The organism is Pseudoduganella buxea, assembly GCF_009720835.1.
Taxonomy (GTDB): domain Bacteria; phylum Pseudomonadota; class Gammaproteobacteria; order Burkholderiales; family Burkholderiaceae_D; genus Rugamonas; species Rugamonas buxea.
Window position 1 is genome coordinate 1 of record NZ_WNKZ01000098.1, and the last position, 19650, is coordinate 19650.

Genomic DNA, 19650 nt, shown 5'->3' on the forward strand with positions numbered 1-19650 from the left:
ATTACGGCCGTGCCGGGCCGCCGGCGTCGTGGCTGGGTCCCCTGTACCAGCCCGTGGCGGGCGGCGCCCCGCTCGAATGGCCGGCCGGCACGGGGCCGCGGGTGTTCGCCAGCCTGAAACACGAGCACCCGGCTGCCGGCGCCGTGCTGCGTGCACTGGTCGAGCAGGGCTGCCGTGTGCTGTGCTGGCTGCCGGACGGGCCGGCCGGGCGCGAGCCACCGCTGCACGATCCGGCCATTGCCTACACGGCCCACCCCGTGGCGCTGGACGAAGCGCTGCAAGGCGCGGTGCTGTGCGTGTGCCATGGCGGCGCCACGATGGCGCAGGCCTTGCTGGCTGGCGTACCCGTGCTGGCCCTGCCGACGGGGCTGGAGCAGTTCCTGCTGGCCCGGCGGATCGAAGGGTGGGGCGGCGGCGTCAACGGCGCGCGCGTGCACGGCGACTGGGCCCCGGTGCTGCAAGCCTTGCTGGGCGACGGGCGGTGGCGCGCCGCCGCTCAGGCCTTCGCGCGCCGCCACGCGGGCAGCACGCCCGAGCTGCGGGCCGGTCGCATCGCCGACCTGGTCGAGCAGCAGCTGGCTTGAGCTTCTATTTCGGCCTTGGCCGGCGCAGTTCCCGGTCCGGCCGGGGCGAGCGCCCGGCCCGCAAATCGCGCACGCACTGGGCCACGGCGCGGGCAGCGTTGCGCACCTCTTCCTGGAACGCCGTTTCCTTGTCCAGCGTCTGGTGGCTCTGCGCATACGACTCGTAATAGCCCACGTAACGGTCGAACACGGCCTGCGGGCCGGCACCGACGAGGCCCATCCACTCCAGCCAATCGGACAGGTTGCGCCGCTGCGCCTCGACGCCGGCCACGTCGCCGTGCACCACCACGCCGTAGGCACGGCCGGCCAGGTGCTTCGGATAATTCCAGCCGGCCAATTCAATCTCCTTGGCCTCCACCGCCTTCTTGCCGTGTGTGCTGCTGGGGTCGGGGTTGCCGCCGTCCGCGCACACGAGCCGGTCGATCATCGACTTCAGCGGCGAAGGCGACTGGTACCAGTAGGTCGGCGTGATGATCAGCACGCCGTGCGCCGCCACCCACCGTTCGTAGATCTCGTTCATCCAGTCGTTGACCTGGTTCAGGCTGTGGTTCGGGTAGCAGCTGCACGGCCAGTGGCACAGCGGCATGGCCGTCGACGCGCAACCCTTGCACGGGTGGATGTGGTGTGCGTAGGTGGACGTCGTCAGGCTCAGGTCCAGCACGTCCGTCTCGACACCCTCCGTGGCCAGCGCCGTGCGGGCCCAGTCGATCATGCGCCAGCTTTTCGACATCTCGCCCGGGCAGGTGCCGTCGTTGCGGGAAGAAGCGCACACCAGCAGCACGCGCGATGGCGTGGCCGGGTTCTTCTGCACCGCCTCGGCCGCCAGCAGCCGGTCACGGGCTGCCTTCCACTCCACCGACAGGTCGTAGTCCGGGTCGGCGAAGCCGGGGCCGGCCTTTTCCGTCACGGGCGCCTTGCGGCTGTCGCAGTAGTTTTGCCAGGCCACGTCCTCCAGCCGCCCGATCTCCGTGCGCAATGGATCGAAGCGGGGATCGGTGAAGCTGGCGACGAATTTCAGGTGGAACTCGTTGCGGGCCAGTTTGCCCGGCGCCTGGCCGGTGCGCACATCGACGGCGCCGTCGGTGTTGTCATCTGTCATGTCAATTCTCCATTCATGGCGCAGCTTGGCATGGGGTGGGAGGCGGTTCTGTACGGTGACGTACCAAGGCTTGCCCCGGCCGCCGTTGCGGCAGCGGGCGCATGCATGTACACTCGGCCTCAACCCTGCAAGTCATCCGGAATATCCGACCGCCGTGCACCACCCAGCGCAAACCCGCCTGCAAGTCCGCCCGCAAGCCAGGCCCCGCCCATGGAAATGAGTCCGCCGGTGCGGCGCCGCAGCTATGCCCAGGACATGCGCGGCCACCACCTGAAGTCCAGCCGGGCCTGCGCCGTGACGGTAATCGCGCTGGTGCTGTCGGGTGTGCTGCTGGACTATGCCATCTATCCGCAGCTGATGGCCAGCTTCGCCTGGGCGCGGGTCGTCACAAGCCTGGCCGTGCTGGCAGGCCTGGGCCTGCTGTACACCCGGGTCGGCTGCCGCCATGTGCATGCCATCACCTTCGTCTGGCTGACCTTCCCGCAGCTGATGATCGCGTGGATGATCCATGTGACGCAGGGCGAGGCCTCGCTGTTCTACGCCGGCATGATCCTGACCATCTTCGCCGTCGGCACCCTGTTCCCGGTCGGCTATCTGTATACATTGGCCTTCGGCCTGCTGACCGTGCTGCTCTACCTGCTGGCCTGCGTCGGCCGGCCCGGCGGCGTCGCCTCGCCCAGCCACCTGCTGTTCCACGGCACCGTCGTCGGCTTTGCCGTCGTCGGCAGCACCGTCTACAGCTATTTCAACGAGCAGGCGCGGCGCCAGCTGTTCGCGCTGAAGGATGAAGTGAGCCGCAAGAATCTGGAGCTGGGCCAGACCAACCGCTCGCTGGCCGCCATCAAGGGCCAGATGCTGCAGCAGGAAAAAATGGCCGCGCTGGGGACCATGGCGGCCGGCCTGCTGCACGAGGTGAACAACCCGGTCAACTACTGCAAGATGGCGGTGGACCTGGCCCTGGAGGACCCGGCCGCCCAGGCCAGCCCCCGCCTGGTGGAATGCCTGGAGGATGCGCGCCAGGGCATGGCCCGGGTGCAGGCCATCGTGTCGGACCTGAAGACCTTCGCCTACCGCAAGGAAGGCCCCATGCCGGACGCCAGCTTCGCGCTGGCCGGGGCGCTGGACGCCGCCGTGCGCCTGGTCGGCCATGAAATCCGTGGCATCGCCCTGGCGCGCGACGTGCCGCCCGCCTTGCACGTGCGCGGCGACGAGGCGGCCATCGTCGGGGTGCTGATCAATTTGCTGGGCAATGCCGGCGCAGCGCTGCAGTGCGCCGCGCCTGCCGCGCCCCGCATCGGCGTAACGGCCGTGCCGCGGGGCGAGCGCGTGCTGGTGACGGTGTCCGACAACGGCCCCGGCATCGCGCCGCAGCACCTGGCCCGGGTATTCGAGCCGTTCTTCACCACGCGTGGCGTCGGCCAGGGCCTGGGCCTGGGGCTGTCGATCTGCTACAGCGTCGTGCAGCGCCACGGCGGCCTGCTGGGCGTGGACAGCGTGCCCGGCGTGCTGACCCAGTTCCGTTTCGACCTGCCTGCCTCGCTCCCCAAAGGAAGTCCATGAGCACACCTGACCATTCCCTGCCCGTGATCCTGTATGTCGACGACGAGGCGGGTGCCCGCAAGTACTTCCAGCGCGCGCTGGAAGGCCAGGCCACCGTGCTGCCGGCCGCCTCCGTCGACGAGGCCAAGGCGCAGCTGGAACGCCACGCCGCCGGCATCGACGTTCTGGTGACGGACCAGCGCATGCCCGGCGCGAACGGCAATGCGCTGCTGTTCCATGCGTGGGAGCGCCACCCCCATATCGTGCGCATCCTGACCACGGCATATTCCGAGCAGGAGCAGACGGTCGAGGCCATCAACCAGGGCCGCATCCACCGCTACCTGCCCAAGCCGTGGGACATCGCCGTGCTGCGCCTGGAGATGACGCAGGCCGTCGAACTGGCCCGGCTGCGGCGCCGGCACGACCGCCTGCTGAGCGAAAAGCTGGCCCTGCGCCGCCGCGACATCGTCGCCAGCCGCATCGGCATGCTGTATGCACTGTGTTTTGCGGGCGCCACGGAAGGCCTGGCACTGGACGCCTACCTGTCGGGCGCCTTGTGCGCCGGGGTCAAGCCCCAACCGGAGTGGTTGCTGGGCGACTACCCGGAGTTGCTCAGTTCCGAGGCCTTCAGGACGGCCGCATTCGCCCGCGCCGTGCGCGCGCAGCTGGCCGCGCTGGACGGGCGCCGCGATGCGGTCGAACGCGCGCCGGTGCTGCTGGCCGAAGCCGTCGGTGCCACCTTCCAGGTGGCGGAAGGCGGCGGCGTGTTTGGCGAACCGGCCCTGCTGGCCGAATTCCTCGAATGCCCGCCGGACCACGCCGTCTCGCCGCGCCACGCCTTCTGGCTGGCCATGCTGCTGTGGCTGGCCCGCCACGAGACCACGCTGCGGCTGACGGCCAGCCCGGACGGCGTCGCCATTCGCCTGGTGCGCACCCAGGCCGCGCCCACGCGTGCCGACCTGGCCGGGTGGATCGCGCGTTTCTGACCGGTGCCGGCGCTCGCCGTGCGCCGCCCGCCATGCCGTTTCGCTAACATTGGCCATCCCATTATTGAGAGCGGAGGTCGACATGCCACGTGGAGCCAGCCCGAAACGGGAACGCGAATACGACAAGCTGGAAAAGCAGTTCGAGAAGGAAGGCCGCTACAAGGGCCGCGAGGAGGAGGTGGCGGCCCGTATCGTCAACAAGCAGCGCAAGGAATACGGCGAGACGAAGACGGCCAAGGCGAAGGACCGCGCCGGCGCCTCGCCCGACCGGGGCGTGCCCATCACGAACTACGAGCACCTGACGGTGCCCCAGGTGCGCAGCGCCCTGGCCGACCTGACGGCGGCCCAGCGCAGGAAGGTGCGCACCTACGAGACGAAGCACAAGAACCGCAAGGGCGTGCTCGAAGCGCTGGACCGGCTGCACTGACGCGGCAAGGCCGCCGGCCCGGGACAGGCATCACGCCCTGAGCGCCTGCGCCGGCATCAGCCCCATGGCCAGCCAGGCATGGCGGCCGGCGGCCAGTGCCGCCACCACCAGCGTGCCGGCCAGTGCCAGCACGGGCGGCCACCAGCCCATCGGCGCCCGCTCGACGAAGCCGGCCAGGTAGCGTTCGATCGCCAGCACGGCCAGCGGCAGGCCGATGGCGCCGGCCGCCAGCAGCAGGGCGCCGATGTCGCGCGCGACCAGCATGGCGATGTCCGGCCGGCGCGCGCCATGCAGCTTGCGCAGCACGATCTCGCCCGCGCGGCGCTGTACCGTGTGGGCCGCCAGCGCATACGTGCCGAAGGTGGCGATGCCCAGCGCGACCAGCGTGGCGGCGGCCAGCAGCCGGGCCAGCCGCGCATCCTCGGCATACCCGTCCGCCAGCACGGTGCCGGCCGGGCGCATTTTCGGCAGCGCGTTCGGGAAGTAGCGGGGCCACTGGGCCGCCACCGCCACTTCGAGCTGCGCCAGGCCGGTCCCGGGCAGGGCACGGACGGTGACCGTCGGCTGCGCCTTCGACAGGGTGTAGACGGTGGCGCGGGGCGTTTCGCGCAGGGACTGGAAGCGCAGCTCCGGCGCGATGCCGATGACCCGTTTCGGCTCCAGCTTGCCGTCCCACGTCGGCTGCTGCAGCAGCGCGCCGACAGCATCCTCCGGGTCGGTAAAGCCCAGCGCCCGTGCCGCCACGGCATTGAGCACCATCGGCAGTGCATCGCCTTCCCGGTCCGCACTGGCGTCGAACAGCCGGCCATGGCGGGGCTGCACGCCGTACAGCGTGAAGAAGTTTGCGCTGACGGGCTTGATCTCCATCGATGCGCTGGGCCCGCCCGGGCGCCGCAGTTCGTTGATCCATGAGGCCCTGCGGCGCCCGACCGCGTCCATGCTGAGGGCCACGCCGGCCACGCCCGGCTGCGCCGCCAGCGCCGTCACGAAGGAACGGGCCTGCGGCTCGCTCCAGTCGGGCTCCGGCAAATCGACGACCAGCAGCGGGGCGGGGTCGAAGCCGGGCGCGGCGCCCATGGCGTACTGCGCCTGCCACGCGATGGCCAGCGCGACGGCGCCGAAACCCATGGCCGTGGCCACCTGCAGCACGGTCAGGCCGCGCCGCCAGCGCGCGCCCAGGCGCGATTCCGTGTCGGGCCGCCCCGCCAGTACCTGGCGTGGCAGCACGCGCACGGCGATCCAGGCCGGATACGCGGCCGTCACCAGCCCCAGCGCGATGCCCAGCAGGACGGCGGCGGCCACGGTGGACGGTGCCAGCAAGCTGCCCAGGTCGCGGTTCATCATGGCTGCGAACTGGGGCAGCGCCAGCCACGCCAGCAGCAGGCCGCAGGCCGTTGCCAGCAGGGCCACCAGCAGCGACTCGGCCAGGAAGCGCAGCGCGATGCGGCCGGCCGGCGCGCCCAGCACCTTGCGCAGCGCCACCTCGCGCTGGCGGCGCAGCACGCGTACGGTCGCCAGGTTGACGTAGTTGAACGCGGCCAGGGCCAGGATCAGCAGGGCGATGCCGCCCAGCGCCGCCACGACGACGGGGTCGGCCCGTTCGCCCGGCTGCGAAATATGGTTGGCGGCGACCTGGGTGTCGAAGTAGACGTGGCGCAGCGGCACCAGCAGGATGTCGTAGGCCTTGCGACCCGCCAGCCGGGCCTTGGCCTCGGGCGGATAATCATGCAGCACGGGCGCGCCATCGGCCGCCGCCTGCAGCACCGCGGCGATATCGGCCACGTTGGCGCCGGGCCGGACCCGCACCAGCATCTTGCCCCACCAGCCCGAAGCGCCCTCCATTTCACGGGCGAAGACGGGGTCCATGATGGGCGAGGCGACACTCACCAGCGCGTCGAAGGGAATCGTGCTGGGCCCGCGTGGCGGCACGATCGCGCCCACGCGCAGCAGCTTGCCGCGCACGTCCAGGTCCCGTTCCAGCACGTCGGCCGTGCCGAACAGGCGCACGGCAGCATCCTCGGTCAGCACGATGCGGTCGGGCCGGCGCAGCGCGTCCGCGACATTGCCGCGGCTGGCGCGCAGCCCCAGTGTCTCGGCAAAGCCGGGCAGCACGGCCAGTGCCGCCAGTTCCTGCATCCGGCCGTCGATTCGCACGGCCACGCCGGCGCCGTTGGGCTGTGCCGGCACATAGGCCGTGGCGGCGGCCACGCCCGGCGTGCGGGCCGCCACGCCGCGCAGCAGCAGGGGGCCCTGTTCGAACCACGGCGCGACGGGGTCGACGTTGTTGCGCAGCTTGACGACATACAGGCTGTCGACGCCCGTGATGCCGGCGTTGTACTGCAAGGCGTGGCGCACATAGCCCAGCAGCAGCAGGCAGGCGGCCAGGCCGACGCCCAGTCCCAGCACGGCAATGGCCGTGTAGGCCGGTTCGGCCAGCAGTGCGCGCCACGCGGCGTGCAGTTCGCGCGCGCTTTTCAAGACAGCTCCATCGTGGGGTGGTTCATCGGCTCTCCATGGTCGGTATTGTGTCATTCCTGTCGGGGTAAGCGAAGGGCGGTGTGCCCAGATCTTTGCAAGTTGCGTGCCCGGCGCGGATGGCAGGCGGGGTGGGCGGCCGAGGCGGGGCCTGTCCGGAAGCGGACAGGGCCTGTTCAAGAAAGGACAAACCCGGACAAAGGAGGACAAACCGGGCACCGCTCCGTTAGAATGCGGCACCTGTCATCCATTATCCATTCGATGTTCCAGAAACTGATCCACGCCGCGGCTGCCGCGGCACTGGCAGCGGGCCTGCTGTCGGCCGCCCATGCTTCCCAGTCCTGTCCGCAGCATTATGTCTCCGGCCAGGCCCCGCAGATCGTCAACGAGAAGATGGCGCGCGCCACGCGCGAGCTGTGCTACAACGTCTTCGGCGTCATGCATTCGGGGATCACGCGCACGCCCCTGTGGTCGGCCGAGCACCTGACGGCGCCGAACCTGGAAGCGGCCGAGGACCTGTCGCGCGAAAACTCCTTCCACCCCGAGCTGGAACTGCCGCCAGGGCAGCGCGCCGAGCTGGCCGACTATGCCCGCAGCGGTTTCGACCGGGGCCATATGGCGCCGAACGGCGACATGCCGGACCGCGCCAGCCAGTACCAGAGCTTCACGCTGGCGAACATGGTGCCGCAGGACGCGGACAACAACCGCCATATCTGGGCCGGCATCGAGCAGAACGTGCGCAAGATGGTCAAGAAGGAGGGCGACCTGTATGTGCTGACGGGACCGGCCTTCATCGGCGGCGAACTGCGCAAGGTGGGCAATGTGCTGGTGCCGAGCCACCTGTACAAGGCCGTGTGGAGCCCGCGCAAGGGCGCCGGCGGCGCCTGGTTCGTCGCCAACGAGCCGGGCGCGCGCGTGCAGACGATGACGATCGCCCAATTGGAAAGCAAAATCGGCATCAATCTGCTACCTTCGCTGTCGGCCCGGCAGAAGAGCGAGATGCTGCGCCTGCCCAAGCCGAAAAGCGGCAAGCGCAAGGAGTAATCCGGCTGTATGACCGGGCGGACCGTCCAACCGAGGAGATTTGATGAGCAAGAAGGAAGTGAAGATCGCATTCGAGCCCTATTCGAACGAGGCCGACGTGCTGCAGATCGGTGGCCTGACCATCGAGAACCGGCTGGACCGCATTACCATCGACGGCGATATCGACCTGACGATGGACCAGGCCGGCCTGGCCCGGGCCCGCGAGCTGTACCAGCTGCTGGGTGCCGCCGTGGCGCGGCTGGAAGGCCAGAAGGAACTGCCGGAGCATTTGCCGGCGCCGAAGATCGGCAAGGCGCCCAATCCCTTCGAGTAACCGGCGGAATCGCCGTCATAGCGTGACAAGGGAGTTTATGCAGCATCCAATGCGCCGCTTGCCGGCCCTTCTTGCCATGCTGTGCGCGATGCCCATGGCCCTGGCGGCAGTGCAGGTGGACATCCACACGCCGGCCGCCATCGACGCCTGTACCGTCGCCAACCCGTGCCCCGTTGCGGTGCTGAGTCCCGGCTATGGATTTGCCGGGGCCGATTACGCCTTCGTCACCCGCCAGCTGAACGGCATGGGTTATCTGGTGATGGCCCTGCGCGACAGTGCAGGCGGCGCCCAACTGGACCGCAATGCCCCCATCGCGCCCCAGGTGCAGTCCATGGCGCGGGCGACGTCGACGTCGATTGCCGCAGCGGTCGACGCAACGGCGCCACGCTTTCCACAATTCGACTGGCGACGCCTCGTGCTGGTCGGGCACTCGCTGGGCGGCGACAGTTCCGCCCAGTTCGCGGCGGACTACCCGGCCCGCGTCACCGCCCTGATCAGCCTTGACAGCCGACGGGTCGCCTTGCCGCGCACGGCGGGCATCCGCGTCCTGACGATACGGGCCAGCGACACCGCCGCGGACGCCGGTATCCTGCCGGACGAGCAGGAACGCCGCCGCTTCGGTACCTGCGTCGTGCATTTCCATGGCGCGCGCCACAACGATATGCAGGACGCCGGCAGCGAAGCGCTGAAAACGGGGATCGTCTCGGCCATCGGCACCTTCCTCTCGCCGGCACGACAGCCCGCCTACGCGTGCGCCCCGGACGCCAGGCTGGACTAAGCTTCACCGGCGCGGGCAGGCGGGGCGTCTGCGCTGTGCCTCAGTTGTGAATGTATTTGCCGAACACGTCGCTGAAATCGCGCTTCGTGTGCGTTTCCAGCATGGCCGTGTTCAAGGCGCCCAGCAGTTCGCCGTACTGCGTGACGAGGGTGCCTTCGCCGGGCGCGATATTGAGCTTGTGCACCGAGCACGTCGCGTCGAGCACGCGCAGGGCGTTGTCGCGGCACAGGGCGTCGCGCTGCTGCTGCTTGCCGATCGAGATCAAGGCCTTGTAGATGTCCTTCAGCTGTTCGATGAAGGTCTTCTTGACGTCGATGGAGAACGGCGTCTGGGCGATGGTGAATTTCAGTTCGATATCCATGTCCAGCGTGCCGGCCGTTTCGATGCTGACGCCGGAAATGCAGCAGGAAGCATAATCGTAGCGCTTGATCGAGCGCTTCGACGAGACGGCCGAATCGCCATCGACGTGGATCAGCGCCAGGTTGGTGAAGCAGTATTCGTCCTTCTTGCTCTTGATGAGGAAGAAAATCTGTTCGCCGTCCTCGCTGAACAGGTAGTCGTCGGCGTCGACCTTGCTGTAGTCGGCCGGGCCGACAATCACGCCGATATCGCTGATGCCCAGTGCTTCCGCCGCCAGTTTCTTGAACATGTATGTCTCCTTGTCGGAAAAGCAGCTACCTTACACGGTTTGGGCACGGTAAAACAGGCCGGCCGGGCCGGTTCGCGCGATATCGTCAGCCGCCGGTCCGCTTCGGATCGAAACCGGCTTTCACCAGGGCCGCCATGACCGTCTCGCAATGGTCGCCCTGCACCTCGATGACGCCATCCTTGACCGTGCCGCCGGAGCCGCACGCCGCGCGCAAGCCCTTGCCCAGCGCGGCCAGCGCGCCGTCGTCGAGGGGCAGGCCCTTCACCAGGGTGACGGTCTTGCCGCCCCGGCCCTTCGATTGGCGCGACACACGCACGACGCCATCGCCCTTGACGACGGGCGTAGCCTTGCACGTGCACTGCGCCAGCGGCTGGCGGCAATCGGGGCACATGCGCCCGCCCTCGGTGGAGTACACCAGGCCGGTGGAATTGTTCTTCATGGTTGTTTCGACGTGTCGTTGGAGCGCGCCAGTCTAGCAGGGGCGCTCCCCTCACTCAAGGCGTCAGCGCATGCAGGTGACGTGGGCATCGGCAGCGGCGTGCCACCCCAGCCTCGCCTCGATCAGGCGGCGGTAGGCCGTGTCGACGTGGGCCGGCGTCCGGCGCACGTAGCGTTCGGCGGCCAGGCGATCCTCGCCGGTGCGCTGGTCCAGCCATTCCAGCGCTTCGCGGGGCGACGGCATGCGGCCGTCGCGGCCTTCGAAGCGGGGCGGCAGCGCCGTCCACACGACGGCGTCGATGTGCCGCGCGCGCATCCAGGCAGCGATGCCTTCGTCCGTGCCGCCGCCATCAATGGCGGGCACGGTGCCGATCCAGTCCGGCCGGCTGGGGGTGATCTTCTCCCGCTCGCGCAGCATGGCGCGTGCTTCCTGCAGGTCCCGCGTGTCGAGCCAGGCCCAGTAGGTGGGGCAGGGCGTCGCGCCCTCGCTCAGCACGAGTGCCAGTTCCGGCGTGTCCTCGCTGACGCGGGCAAATTCCAGCGGCAGGGGCGGGCCGCCGGGATGCCAGTGCGACGCCAGTTTCACGGGGCCGGGCTTCCACAACAGGGAGCCCCAGGCAATGACTGCGATATTCATGGGAACGTTCCAGGCTCGAAAAGCCCAGTGTAGCGCCCGCGCGTGGAACAGCCCGTCACCGCTGCGGTTCGAATCCAGGTCAGCGCCGCCGTTCAGCGGTGGATCACCACCAGCAGCGCCTTGGCCTCCGTCTTGCCGGGGTTGCGGATGGCGTGCGGCTGGTCCGCCGGGTAGCGCGCCGTGCCGCCCAGTTTCACCTTCTTCTTCTGGATGCCCACTTCCAGCTCCATCGACCCCTGCAGCAGGGTCAGGTGCTCGGTGGTGCCGGGGTCGTGCGGCTGCGACACCAGTTCGCCGCCCGGCGCCAGGGTCAGCTCATACCACTCGTGGCGCCCGGCCAGCTCCATCGGGCCCAGGATGCGCAGCACGTAGCCGGCGTGGTGGCCGGGCAGGGTGGGGGTCTCGTGCGCGTCCAGCACGCGGATGGTCTCGACCTCGCGTGCTTCCTCCGACAGCAGCTCGCCGATCGGCACGCCCAGGGCATTGGCCAGGCGCCACGTGATGGCGATGGTCGGATTGGCCTTCTCCCGTTCGATCTGCGACAGCATCGACTTCGATACGCCGGCGATGCGCGACAGGTCCTCCAGGGTCAGGCCGCGCGCGAGGCGCAGGCGCTGCAGGGCGGCGCCCACCTCGGGCGGTGCATTATTGACAAGGGCTTTCATGGGGTAGGTCACTGAGGCTTGCAAAGTCCAATATGTTTATGTAGGATTCAGTATATTGAATTTCTGTTCAAGATAGTGAATTCCGGAGATTGTATCGAAAATGTGCCGAACTTCGATACCCTGTTCTCCGCGAGTCACGGTACAACATAGGTTACAGGCGGTCAAGCCGCCGCATTCCCACGATCGAGGATAATGATGAGCGAACAAGCCAGGAATACTTTTTACAGCGGCCTGCAGGAAAAGCTGATTGGCCTGCGCGAGCAGGGCCTGTTCAAGCCCGAGCGGGTGCTGGCCTCGCGCCAGGGTGCCCAGGTGACGAGCGAGGACGGCCGCACCTTGATCAATATGTGCGCCAACAACTATCTCGGCTTGTCCGGCCAGGAGTGGGTGGCCCAGGCTTCGATCGACGCGACGGAACGATACGGCTACGGCCTGTCCTCGGTGCGTTTCATCTGCGGCACGCAGACGGTGCACAAGGAACTCGAGCGCGCCATCTCCGCCTTCCTCGGCACGGAAGACACCATCCTGTACGCGGCCGCCTTCGACGCCAACGGCGGCGTGTTCGAGCCACTGTTCGACGAAAACGACGCCATCATCTCGGACGCGCTGAACCACGCGTCGATCATCGACGGCATCCGCCTGTGCAAGGCGGCCCGCTTCCGTTATGCGCACAACGACATGGCCGACCTGGAAAAGCAGTTGCAGGCGGCGGCGGACAAGCGCCACAAGATCATCGTCACGGACGGCGTGTTCTCGATGGACGGCACCATCGCCCAGCTGGACCGGATCGTCGCGCTGGCCGAACAGTACGGCGCCCTGGTGATGATCGACGAATGCCACGCTTCCGGCTTCATGGGCAAGACGGGGCGGGGCACGCATGAGCACCACGATGTCGTGGGCAAAATCGACATCATCACGGGCACCCTGGGCAAGGCCCTGGGCGGCGCCATGGGTGGCTTCACGTCCGGCCGCAAGGAAGTGATCGAGACCTTGCGCCAGAAATCGCGGCCCTACCTGTTTTCCAACACTCTGGCGCCGTCGATCGCCGGCGCCTCGCTGGAAGTGCTGAAACGCCTGTCCGGCTCGACCGAGCTGCGCGACCGCCTGCATGAGAACACGGCCTACTTCCGCCGCCGCATCGAGGAAATCGGCTTCATCATCAAGCCGGGCACGCACCCGGTGGTGCCGGTGATGCTGTTCGAGGCGCCCGTGGCGCAGAAATTCGCCGCCCGCATGTTCGAGCTGGGCGTGCTGCTGTCCGGCTTCTTCTATCCAGTGGTGCCGATGGGCCAGGCGCGCGTGCGCGTCCAGCTGTCGGCCGCGCACACCCGCGAACAGCTGGACCAGGTGCTTGCCGCCTTCGAGCAGGCCGGCAAGGAACTGGGCATCATCCCCACCACCACACCCTCGCAGAACTGAAAGAACGACACGATGGAACGTATTCTCGTCATTGGCGCCAACGGCCAGATCGGCAGCGAACTGGTCGAGGCGCTGGCCGCAAAGCACGGCGCGCACAATGTCTTCGCCACCGATATCTCGCCGCACAACCTGTATAACGCCGCCCAGTACCAGGTGCTGAACGTGCTGGACGAGGAAGCGCTGGCCCAGCTGGTCTCGTCGCAGGACATTACCCAGGTCTACCAGCTGGCGGCGATGCTGTCGGCCACGGGCGAGGCCGCGCCGCTGCGCGCCTGGAAGCTGAACATGGACGGCCTGCTCAATATCCTGGAAGTGGCGCGCGAGCGGGGCGAGGCGGGCAAACCCCTGAAGGTGTTCTGGCCTTCGTCGATCGCCGCCTTCGGCCCGAACACGCCGGCCTTGGACACGCCCCAGATGACGGTGATGGACCCGACGACGATCTACGGCATCAGCAAGCTGGCCGGCGAACGCCTGTGCGAGTACTACCACATCAAGTACGGCGTGGACGTGCGCAGCATCCGCTACCCCGGCATCATCAGCTACAAGTCGCCCCCGGGCGGCGGCACGACGGACTATGCCATCGCCATCTTCCACGCGGCCCTGCGCGGCGAACAGTACCAGTGCTTCCTGGGCCCGCAGACGACCCTGCCGATGATCTACATGCCCGACGCCATCCGCGCCACCATCGAACTGATGGAGGCGCCGGCCGAGAAGGTGCGCATCCGTTCCTCGTACAACGTGGCAGGCGTGTCCTTCAACCCCGAGCAGCTGGCCAAGGCCATCGCGCGCGAAGTGCCCGGTTTCGACATCGCCTACGCGCCCGACAGCCGTCAGGCCATCGCCGACACGTGGCCGCAAAGCCTGGACGACGAGGAAGCGCGCGTGCACTGGGGCTGGCAGGCCCGGATCGGCATCGACGAGATGGTGCGCGACATGCTGGACCATATCGACGTGTCCGTCGGCGAAGCGGCGTAAGTTGACGCAAGTCGACGTGCGAGCGGCGCCGAGAACGAAACACCACGCAGCACCCATAACTATACAGAGTAGAGAGACCAACAGATGGACATGAGCGTTTTCGATTTGTTCAAGATCGGCATCGGGCCTTCCAGCTCGCACACGGTGGGGCCGATGGTGGCGGCGCGCCGTTTCCTCCTTGAAAACGCTCCGCTGGACGATGTCAGTGCCGTCACGGCCGAGCTGTACGGATCGCTGGCGCTGACCGGCGTCGGCCACGCCACGGACAAGGCCGTGATCCTGGGCCTGATGGGCGAAACGCCGCAGGATGTCGATCCTACCGCCGTCGACCGCATGCTGGCCGCGGCCGAGGCGGCGGGCGAGCTGCGCCTGCTGGGCCGGCACGCCGTGCCGTTTACGCGCGCCGTCAACCTGGTGTTCCACAAGACGGAGAACCTGCCCGAGCACCCGAATGGCATGAGTTTCACCTTGCAGCGCCATGATGGCAGCACGGTGCGCAAGATCTATTATTCCGTCGGCGGCGGCTTTATCCGCGCCGAAGGCGAATCGGCCGCCCCGGTGGCCGCGCCGGCCGCGCCGATTCCCTATCCCTTCGACACGATGGCCGACCTGCTGGCGCACGGCGAACGCACGGGCCTGACGATTCCGGCCATGCTGCGCACGAACGAGCTGGCGCGCTGCAGCGAAGCGGAGCTGGACGCGGGCCTGGACCGCATCTGGAACGTCATGCGCAGCTGTATCGCCCACGGCCTGGAAACGGCCGGGCAGCTGCCGGGCGGCCTGAACGTCAAGCGCCGCGCCGCCAACCTGTGGCGCCAGGCCCTGGGCGCGGACCGGGCCAACGAGCTGCCGCACGATGCCTTGAATGGCGTGACCCTGTACGCGATGGCCGTCAACGAGGAAAACGCGGCGGGCGGCCGGGTCGTCACGGCGCCCACCAACGGCGCGGCCGGCATCATCCCCGCCGTCATCAAATACTACGCTGAAGACTGCAAGCCGCTCGACCCCGTCAAGGGCGTGCGCGCCTTCCTGCTGACGGCCGCCGCGATCGGCATGCTGTGCAAGCGCAATGCGTCGATCTCCGGTGCCGAAGTGGGCTGCCAGGGCGAAGTGGGCGTGGCCTGCGCGATGGCGGCGGCCGGCCTGGTGGCCGCGCTGGGCGGCTCGAACGCGCAGATCGAGAATGCTGCGGAGATCGGCATCGAGCATCACCTGGGCATGACGTGCGACCCGATCGGCGGCCTGGTGCAGATTCCCTGCATCGAGCGCAACGGGATGGGCGCCGTCAAGGCCATCACGGCCGCCTCGCTGGCGCTGAAGGGCGACGGCACCCACTTCGTCAGCCTCGACGAAGTAATCGAGACGATGCGCCAGACGGGCGCGGACATGCAGGCCAAGTACAAGGAAACGTCTTTGGGCGGCCTGGCCATCCACGTGGTGACGGTCAATCACGCTGCCTGCTGAAGCGGCAAGATAAAATTCTGGCAGTTGGCAGATTGCACATAGAAACTCCGGTGGCACTATAATAGGATTCTCCTTCGCAGTGCCTAACCGGATTTCCAGAACCATGCATTACGTGTCCACCCGCGCCGACGCATCGGCCGCCTCGTCTTCTCCTTCCAACGCTTCCTTCTCCGCTGCTTCTTTCTCGGATATCCTCCTCGGCGGCCTGGCCCCGGACGGCGGCCTGTACCTGCCGGCCGAATACCCGCAGGTGACGGGCGCCGAACTCGATGCGTGGCGCAAGCTGTCGTATGCCGACCTGGCCATCGCGATCCTGAAGAAGTTCGCCACCGACATTCCCGAAGCCGATATCGAGGCGCTGGCGCGCAAGACCTACACGAGCGAGACCTACCGCAATGCGCGGCCGGACGAGAACGCGGCCGACATCACGCCGCTGCGCGTGCTGGAAGACGAAGGCGGCAGGAAGCTGGTGCTGCAGGCCCTGTCGAACGGCCCGACCCTGGCCTTCAAGGACATGGCCATGCAGTTGCTGGGCAACCTGTTCGAATACGCGCTGGCCAAAGAGGGCACCGAGCTGAATATCTTCGGCGCCACCTCGGGCGACACGGGCAGCGCGGCCGAATACGCGATGCGCGGCAAGCAGGGCATCCGTGTCTTCATGCTGTCGCCGCACAAGAAGATGAGTGCCTTCCAGACGGCGCAGATGTTCTCGCTGCAGGACCCGAACATCTTCAATATCGCCGTCGAGGGCGTGTTCGACGACTGCCAGGACATGGTCAAGGCCGTGTCGAACGACCTGGAATTCAAGGCCCGCCACAAGATCGGTACGGTCAATTCCATCAACTGGGCGCGGGTCGTGGCCCAGGTGATCTACTACTTCCGCGGCTACCTGGCCGCAACGAAGTCGAACGAGGAGAAGGTATCGTTCACCGTCCCGTCGGGGAACTTCGGCAATATCTGCGCCGGCCACATCGCCCGCATGATGGGCCTGCCCATCGACAAGCTGGTGGTGGCCACCAACGAGAACGACGTGCTGGACGAGTTCTTCCGCACCGGCATCTACCGCGTGCGCAAGTCCTCCGAGACGCACCACACCAGCAGCCCGTCGATGGACATCAGCAAGGCGTCGAACTTCGAGCGCTTCGTCTATGACCTGGTGGGCCGCGACCCGGCCCGCGTGAAGGCGCTGTTCGCCAAGGTGGAAACGGACGGCGGCTTCGACCTGTCCGGCGCGCCGGGCAGCGACGGCGACGAGTTCAAGCAGGTGGCCCGCTATGGCTTCAAGTCCGGCAAGTCGACCCATGATGAACGGGTGCAGACCATCCGCGACGTGGCGGACGACTACGGCATCGTCATCGATACGCACACGGCCGACGGCATCAAGGTGGCCAAGGAAAACATCGAGAAGGGCGTGACGATGATCGTGCTGGAGACGGCGCTGGCGGCCAAGTTCAACGAGACCATCCTGGAAGCGCTGGGCGAGGATGCCGAGCGTCCGGCCGGCTTCGAGAACATCGAGGCGCTGCCGCAGAAATTCACCGTGATGCCGCCCAATGTCGAGAACATGAAGGCATACATTGCCGCCAATACGGGGTTGTAAGTGAGCCAGGCCGGGAACAATCAGCAGTACAAGCCGAAGCCGATGCTGGCCGTGGGCGAAGCGCTCGACTTCCTGCTGGCGGCCGCGCGCCCCGTGCAGGACGTCGAGACGATACCGACCCTGGTGGCCAACGGCCGCGTGCTGGCGGCCGACCAGGTCTCGACCATCGACGTGCCCGGCTTCGACAATACGTCGATGGACGGCTATGCCGTGCGCGCGGCCGATTGCGCCGGCGGCGCGGCGACCTTGCAGGTCTCCCAGCGTATCCCGGCCGGCCACGTCGGCCAGCCGCTGCAACCCGGCACGGCGGCCCGCATCTTCACCGGCGCCTTCATTCCCGCCGGCGCCGATGCGGTGGTGATGCAGGAGCAGTGCGAGGTGGGCGCGGACGGTTCGGTGACGATCCGCCACACGCCGGCCCCGGGCGAATGGATACGCCGCCAGGGCGAAGACATCACGGCCGGCAAGGTCGTGCTGGCGGCGGGCACGCGCCTGCGCAGCCAGGAACTGGGGCTGCTGGCCTCCGTGGGCCTGGCCGAACTGCCCGTGCGGCGCCGGCTGCGCGTGGCCGTGTTCTTCACGGGCGACGAGCTGACGATGCCGGGCCAGCCGCTGGCGCCGGGCGGCATCTACAATTCGAACCGTTTTACCTTGCGCGCGCTGCTGGAAAACCTGGGTTGCGACATCGCCGACTTCGGCATCGTGCCCGATTCGCGGGACGCCACCCGCGCCGTGCTGCGCGAGGCGGCCGCCGCCAATGACCTGATCATCACGTCCGGCGGCGTGTCGGTCGGCGAGGAAGACCATATCAAGCCGGCCGTCGAAGCCGAGGGCAAGCTCAATATGTGGCAGATCGCCGTCAAGCCGGGCAAACCCCTGGCCTTCGGCGAAGTGGGCCAGGCTTTCTTCCTCGGCCTGCCGGGCAATCCGGTGTCGAGCTTCGTCACCTTCCTGCTGTTCGTGCGGCCCTTCCTGCTGCGCCTGCAGGGCGTAGCCGGTGCCGGCGCGCCGCGCGGCTTTGCCATGCGCGCCGATTTCGACTGGAAGGGCGACCGGCGCAACGAATTCCTGCGTGTCCGCATCAACGACGAGGGCGGCCTGGCCTTGTTCCCGAACCAGAGCTCCGGTGTGCTGACGTCAACCGTCTGGGGCGACGGATTGGTGGACAATCCTCCCGGCCAGGCCATCGCGGCCGGCGACACGGTACGATTCATCCCCTTCAACGAACTGCTGAACTGATATGAAGATCGAACTGCGATTCTTTGCCGGCGTGCGCGAGGCCGTCGGCACGGGCGCCGAAACCATCGACGTGCCGGCGGACGTGGCGACCGTGGGCGCGCTGCGGTCCTTGCTGGTCGCACGCGGCGACCCGTGGGCCCAGGCGCTGGCCGAAGGCCGCGTGCTGCGCATGGCGTGCAACCAGCGCATGTGCGATCCGGGCACTGCGCTGTCCGACGGTGCCGAAGTGGCGTTCTTCCCGCCGGTGACTGGCGGCTGAGCGCCTGACAAAATTCCGTGGCTCTTCCCCAGAGCAGCAATACGCCCACTGAGGTACTGCGACTGGCTGCTGTCGGCCAGAAGCAGTCATTCGCTCTCAACGAATAAAGGAATACATGGATTTCCCGGATGCCAGCATAGCTTGCAGAGGTCTGCTTCGGGGCGGGGGCCGTCCGTCGTGCCAGTCCATGACTTGTTCAGCACTGCAACCTGCTATCCTGCTGCAGGAGCCGGTTTCGGCCAAAACCGGACTGTCTTGGACTGCCGGGGGAGCCTCGTTTTTTCACTAATAGCCAATGCTTCTAAAAGACTCCTCTCAGGTTGAGAAAGAGTCCCGATTTTTCTTCCGCTCCAGGTCGCTCAAACTTTCATCGCTGACATTGCCGATCGCGTTCGACGCCATGGAAGAGTTCTGGACTACCAGCCGGTTTTCTGACGTCCTTCCGGAAAATGGCGACCGGATCGCTTGTTATGAGGACGTCACTGAACATGGGCGCGGAACTCGTCTTGAAATCGGCTTGGTTAGACTTCTTCGGCCTTCATCTAGCGACAGTAAGTTGTCTTCCCCAGTAAATAGACTACGGCTGCGTCTCTGCTATAGATGGGACATGGACGTCATTGCGCATGTGCTGCCTGCTGGGACCTGGGCGTTTGCCTGTTGGGACTTTCCAGAGTTCGAAACCTTCAAACGATCGGTTCTAAATACCGCTGGCTTCTCTGCTATGCAAGACAAAAAGTCGGCCGAGGTGAACGCCTTATTTGACATGGTTTCGGCAGTGCAAAACGAGCTCAAGCCGGCGGCCGAGGCTCGGCAGATGTGGTGGGGAGTGCTCTAGTTGCTACTGTCGAACGGCAGCTTCGGGGCGGAAGCTGCCGTATACCGGACGTCAGCAATCGGCCAAGAGCAGCCAGGCATGTGCGTGATCTTGCCCCACTATTCCCGGACACAGTCTGATGCTTAGTTAGCGTCAGTTTCCAGAGCCTGACACGGTCGCTCTTTTCTAAACATACGCGGCGATTTATAGCCCAGCGCGGAGTGAGGATGCACCTCGTTAAAATGC

The 19650-nt window shown here is 67.1% G+C and carries 20 protein-coding genes; 14 read left to right on the plus strand and 6 right to left on the minus strand.

All coding sequences use genetic code 11. The features are described from left to right. Positions 1–584: glycosyltransferase (locus GM672_RS28460; protein ID WP_371867094.1), on the plus strand; the 584-nt coding region annotated here is incomplete at its 5' end. A 4-nt stretch (positions 585–588) separates the two neighbouring features. Here GM672_RS28460 and GM672_RS23490 read toward each other — a convergent pair. Continuing rightward, a complete protein-coding gene (locus GM672_RS23490; RefSeq protein WP_155472956.1) occupies positions 589–1683 on the minus strand; it encodes a flavodoxin family protein in 1095 nt (364 codons plus the stop codon). Between the two features lie 210 nt (positions 1684–1893). On the opposite strand from GM672_RS23490, the gene GM672_RS23495 reads away from it, so the two are divergent. The 3 genes from GM672_RS23495 (at position 1894) to GM672_RS23505 (ending at position 4635) form a co-directional block, all read left to right on the plus strand. Further along, on the plus strand, positions 1894–3243 hold the full coding sequence (locus tag GM672_RS23495) for a sensor histidine kinase (protein ID WP_371867095.1): 1350 nt from the start codon (positions 1894–1896) through the stop codon (positions 3241–3243). Further along, on the plus strand, positions 3240–4208 hold the full coding sequence (locus GM672_RS23500) for a response regulator (RefSeq protein ID WP_155472957.1): 969 nt from the start codon (positions 3240–3242) through the stop codon (positions 4206–4208). The genes GM672_RS23495 and GM672_RS23500 overlap by 4 nt, the downstream gene beginning before the upstream one ends. Positions 4209–4290: 82 nt before the next feature. Then, the gene (locus GM672_RS23505; RefSeq protein WP_155472958.1) at positions 4291–4635 is read left to right on the plus strand and encodes a hypothetical protein; all 345 of its coding nucleotides are present in this window, start codon (positions 4291–4293) and stop codon (positions 4633–4635) included. Positions 4636–4665: 30 nt separating this feature from the next. Here the strand turns inward: GM672_RS23505 and GM672_RS23510 are convergent, their stop codons facing one another. Beyond that, positions 4666–7113, minus strand: a complete 2448-nt coding sequence (locus tag GM672_RS23510; RefSeq protein WP_229417905.1) for an ABC transporter permease — start codon at positions 7111–7113, stop codon at positions 4666–4668. A gap of 258 nt (positions 7114–7371) precedes the next feature. On the opposite strand from GM672_RS23510, the gene GM672_RS23515 reads away from it, so the two are divergent. Genes GM672_RS23515 through GM672_RS23525 form a run of 3 tightly spaced genes read left to right on the plus strand, consistent with a single transcriptional unit; the run spans position 7372 to position 9245 of the window. Continuing rightward, positions 7372–8154, plus strand: coding sequence for a DNA/RNA non-specific endonuclease (locus GM672_RS23515; RefSeq protein ID WP_155472960.1), 783 nt, complete (start codon positions 7372–7374; stop codon positions 8152–8154). Positions 8155–8197: 43 nt separating this feature from the next. Then, the gene (locus GM672_RS23520) at positions 8198–8467 is read left to right on the plus strand and encodes a hypothetical protein (RefSeq protein ID WP_155472961.1); all 270 of its coding nucleotides are present in this window, start codon (positions 8198–8200) and stop codon (positions 8465–8467) included. 37 nt (positions 8468–8504) lie between these two features. Then, entirely contained in the window at positions 8505–9245 is a 741-nt protein-coding gene (locus GM672_RS23525) for an alpha/beta fold hydrolase (RefSeq protein WP_155472962.1), read from the plus strand. Between the two features lie 40 nt (positions 9246–9285). Here the strand turns inward: GM672_RS23525 and GM672_RS23530 are convergent, their stop codons facing one another. From GM672_RS23530 to GM672_RS23545, 4 genes are all read right to left on the minus strand, one after another. After that, entirely contained in the window at positions 9286–9894 is a 609-nt protein-coding gene (locus GM672_RS23530; RefSeq protein WP_155472963.1) for a PH domain-containing protein, read from the minus strand. Positions 9895–9979: 85 nt separating this feature from the next. Beyond that, positions 9980–10333, minus strand: coding sequence for a translation initiation factor Sui1 (locus GM672_RS23535; protein ID WP_155472964.1), 354 nt, complete (start codon positions 10331–10333; stop codon positions 9980–9982). A gap of 63 nt (positions 10334–10396) precedes the next feature. Further along, the gene (locus tag GM672_RS23540) at positions 10397–10969 is read right to left on the minus strand and encodes a hypothetical protein (RefSeq protein WP_155472965.1); all 573 of its coding nucleotides are present in this window, start codon (positions 10967–10969) and stop codon (positions 10397–10399) included. A 92-nt stretch (positions 10970–11061) separates the two neighbouring features. Further along, positions 11062–11634, minus strand: coding sequence for a helix-turn-helix domain-containing protein (locus GM672_RS23545; RefSeq protein WP_155472966.1), 573 nt, complete (start codon positions 11632–11634; stop codon positions 11062–11064). A gap of 195 nt (positions 11635–11829) precedes the next feature. Here GM672_RS23545 and kbl point away from each other — a divergent pair, with 195 nt between their 5' ends. The 7 genes from kbl (at position 11830) to GM672_RS23580 (ending at position 19425) form a co-directional block, all read left to right on the plus strand. Next, the gene (gene kbl, locus GM672_RS23550) at positions 11830–13053 is read left to right on the plus strand and encodes a glycine C-acetyltransferase (protein WP_155472967.1); all 1224 of its coding nucleotides are present in this window, start codon (positions 11830–11832) and stop codon (positions 13051–13053) included. Positions 13054–13065: 12 nt separating this feature from the next. Then, positions 13066–14028 (plus strand): NAD-dependent epimerase/dehydratase family protein, encoded by a 963-nt coding sequence (locus GM672_RS23555; protein ID WP_155472968.1) that lies wholly within the window; start codon positions 13066–13068, stop codon positions 14026–14028. A gap of 84 nt (positions 14029–14112) precedes the next feature. Further along, entirely contained in the window at positions 14113–15492 is a 1380-nt protein-coding gene (locus GM672_RS23560; RefSeq protein WP_155472969.1) for an L-serine ammonia-lyase, read from the plus strand. 103 nt (positions 15493–15595) lie between these two features. Further along, positions 15596–17092: a threonine synthase gene (thrC, locus tag GM672_RS23565; protein WP_155472970.1), complete on the plus strand. Its 1497-nt coding sequence runs from the start codon at positions 15596–15598 to the stop codon at positions 17090–17092. 42 nt (positions 17093–17134) lie between these two features. After that, positions 17135–18331 (plus strand): molybdopterin molybdotransferase MoeA, encoded by a 1197-nt coding sequence (locus GM672_RS23570; RefSeq protein ID WP_155472974.1) that lies wholly within the window; start codon positions 17135–17137, stop codon positions 18329–18331. Position 18332: 1 nt separating this feature from the next. Continuing rightward, positions 18333–18590 (plus strand): molybdopterin converting factor subunit 1, encoded by a 258-nt coding sequence (gene moaD, locus GM672_RS23575; RefSeq protein WP_155472971.1) that lies wholly within the window; start codon positions 18333–18335, stop codon positions 18588–18590. 295 nt (positions 18591–18885) lie between these two features. Then, positions 18886–19425, plus strand: a complete 540-nt coding sequence (locus GM672_RS23580; protein ID WP_155472972.1) for a hypothetical protein — start codon at positions 18886–18888, stop codon at positions 19423–19425. Positions 19426–19650 lie beyond the last annotated feature (225 nt).

What these genes read in the sequence shown, in the direction of transcription:
- GM672_RS23490 (WP_155472956.1), bottom strand. Translation starts at nt 1,683, where the DNA reads ATGACAGATGACAACACCGACGGCGCCGTCGATGTGCGCACCGGCCAG.
- GM672_RS23495 (WP_371867095.1), top strand. Translation starts at nt 1,894, where the DNA reads ATGGAAATGAGTCCGCCGGTGCGGCGCCGCAGCTATGCCCAGGACATG.
- GM672_RS23500 (WP_155472957.1), top strand. Translation starts at nt 3,240, where the DNA reads ATGAGCACACCTGACCATTCCCTGCCCGTGATCCTGTATGTCGACGAC.
- GM672_RS23505 (WP_155472958.1), top strand. Translation starts at nt 4,291, where the DNA reads ATGCCACGTGGAGCCAGCCCGAAACGGGAACGCGAATACGACAAGCTG.
- GM672_RS23515 (WP_155472960.1), top strand. Translation starts at nt 7,372, where the DNA reads ATGTTCCAGAAACTGATCCACGCCGCGGCTGCCGCGGCACTGGCAGCG.
- GM672_RS23520 (WP_155472961.1), top strand. Translation starts at nt 8,198, where the DNA reads ATGAGCAAGAAGGAAGTGAAGATCGCATTCGAGCCCTATTCGAACGAG.
- GM672_RS23525 (WP_155472962.1), top strand. Translation starts at nt 8,505, where the DNA reads ATGCAGCATCCAATGCGCCGCTTGCCGGCCCTTCTTGCCATGCTGTGC.
- GM672_RS23530 (WP_155472963.1), bottom strand. Translation starts at nt 9,894, where the DNA reads ATGTTCAAGAAACTGGCGGCGGAAGCACTGGGCATCAGCGATATCGGC.
- GM672_RS23535 (WP_155472964.1), bottom strand. Translation starts at nt 10,333, where the DNA reads ATGAAGAACAATTCCACCGGCCTGGTGTACTCCACCGAGGGCGGGCGC.
- GM672_RS23540 (WP_155472965.1), bottom strand. Translation starts at nt 10,969, where the DNA reads ATGAATATCGCAGTCATTGCCTGGGGCTCCCTGTTGTGGAAGCCCGGC.
- GM672_RS23545 (WP_155472966.1), bottom strand. Translation starts at nt 11,634, where the DNA reads ATGAAAGCCCTTGTCAATAATGCACCGCCCGAGGTGGGCGCCGCCCTG.
- kbl (WP_155472967.1), top strand. Translation starts at nt 11,830, where the DNA reads ATGAGCGAACAAGCCAGGAATACTTTTTACAGCGGCCTGCAGGAAAAG.
- GM672_RS23555 (WP_155472968.1), top strand. Translation starts at nt 13,066, where the DNA reads ATGGAACGTATTCTCGTCATTGGCGCCAACGGCCAGATCGGCAGCGAA.
- GM672_RS23560 (WP_155472969.1), top strand. Translation starts at nt 14,113, where the DNA reads ATGGACATGAGCGTTTTCGATTTGTTCAAGATCGGCATCGGGCCTTCC.
- thrC (WP_155472970.1), top strand. Translation starts at nt 15,596, where the DNA reads ATGCATTACGTGTCCACCCGCGCCGACGCATCGGCCGCCTCGTCTTCT.
- GM672_RS23570 (WP_155472974.1), top strand. Translation starts at nt 17,135, where the DNA reads ATGCTGGCCGTGGGCGAAGCGCTCGACTTCCTGCTGGCGGCCGCGCGC.
- moaD (WP_155472971.1), top strand. Translation starts at nt 18,333, where the DNA reads ATGAAGATCGAACTGCGATTCTTTGCCGGCGTGCGCGAGGCCGTCGGC.
- GM672_RS23580 (WP_155472972.1), top strand. Translation starts at nt 18,886, where the DNA reads ATGCTTCTAAAAGACTCCTCTCAGGTTGAGAAAGAGTCCCGATTTTTC.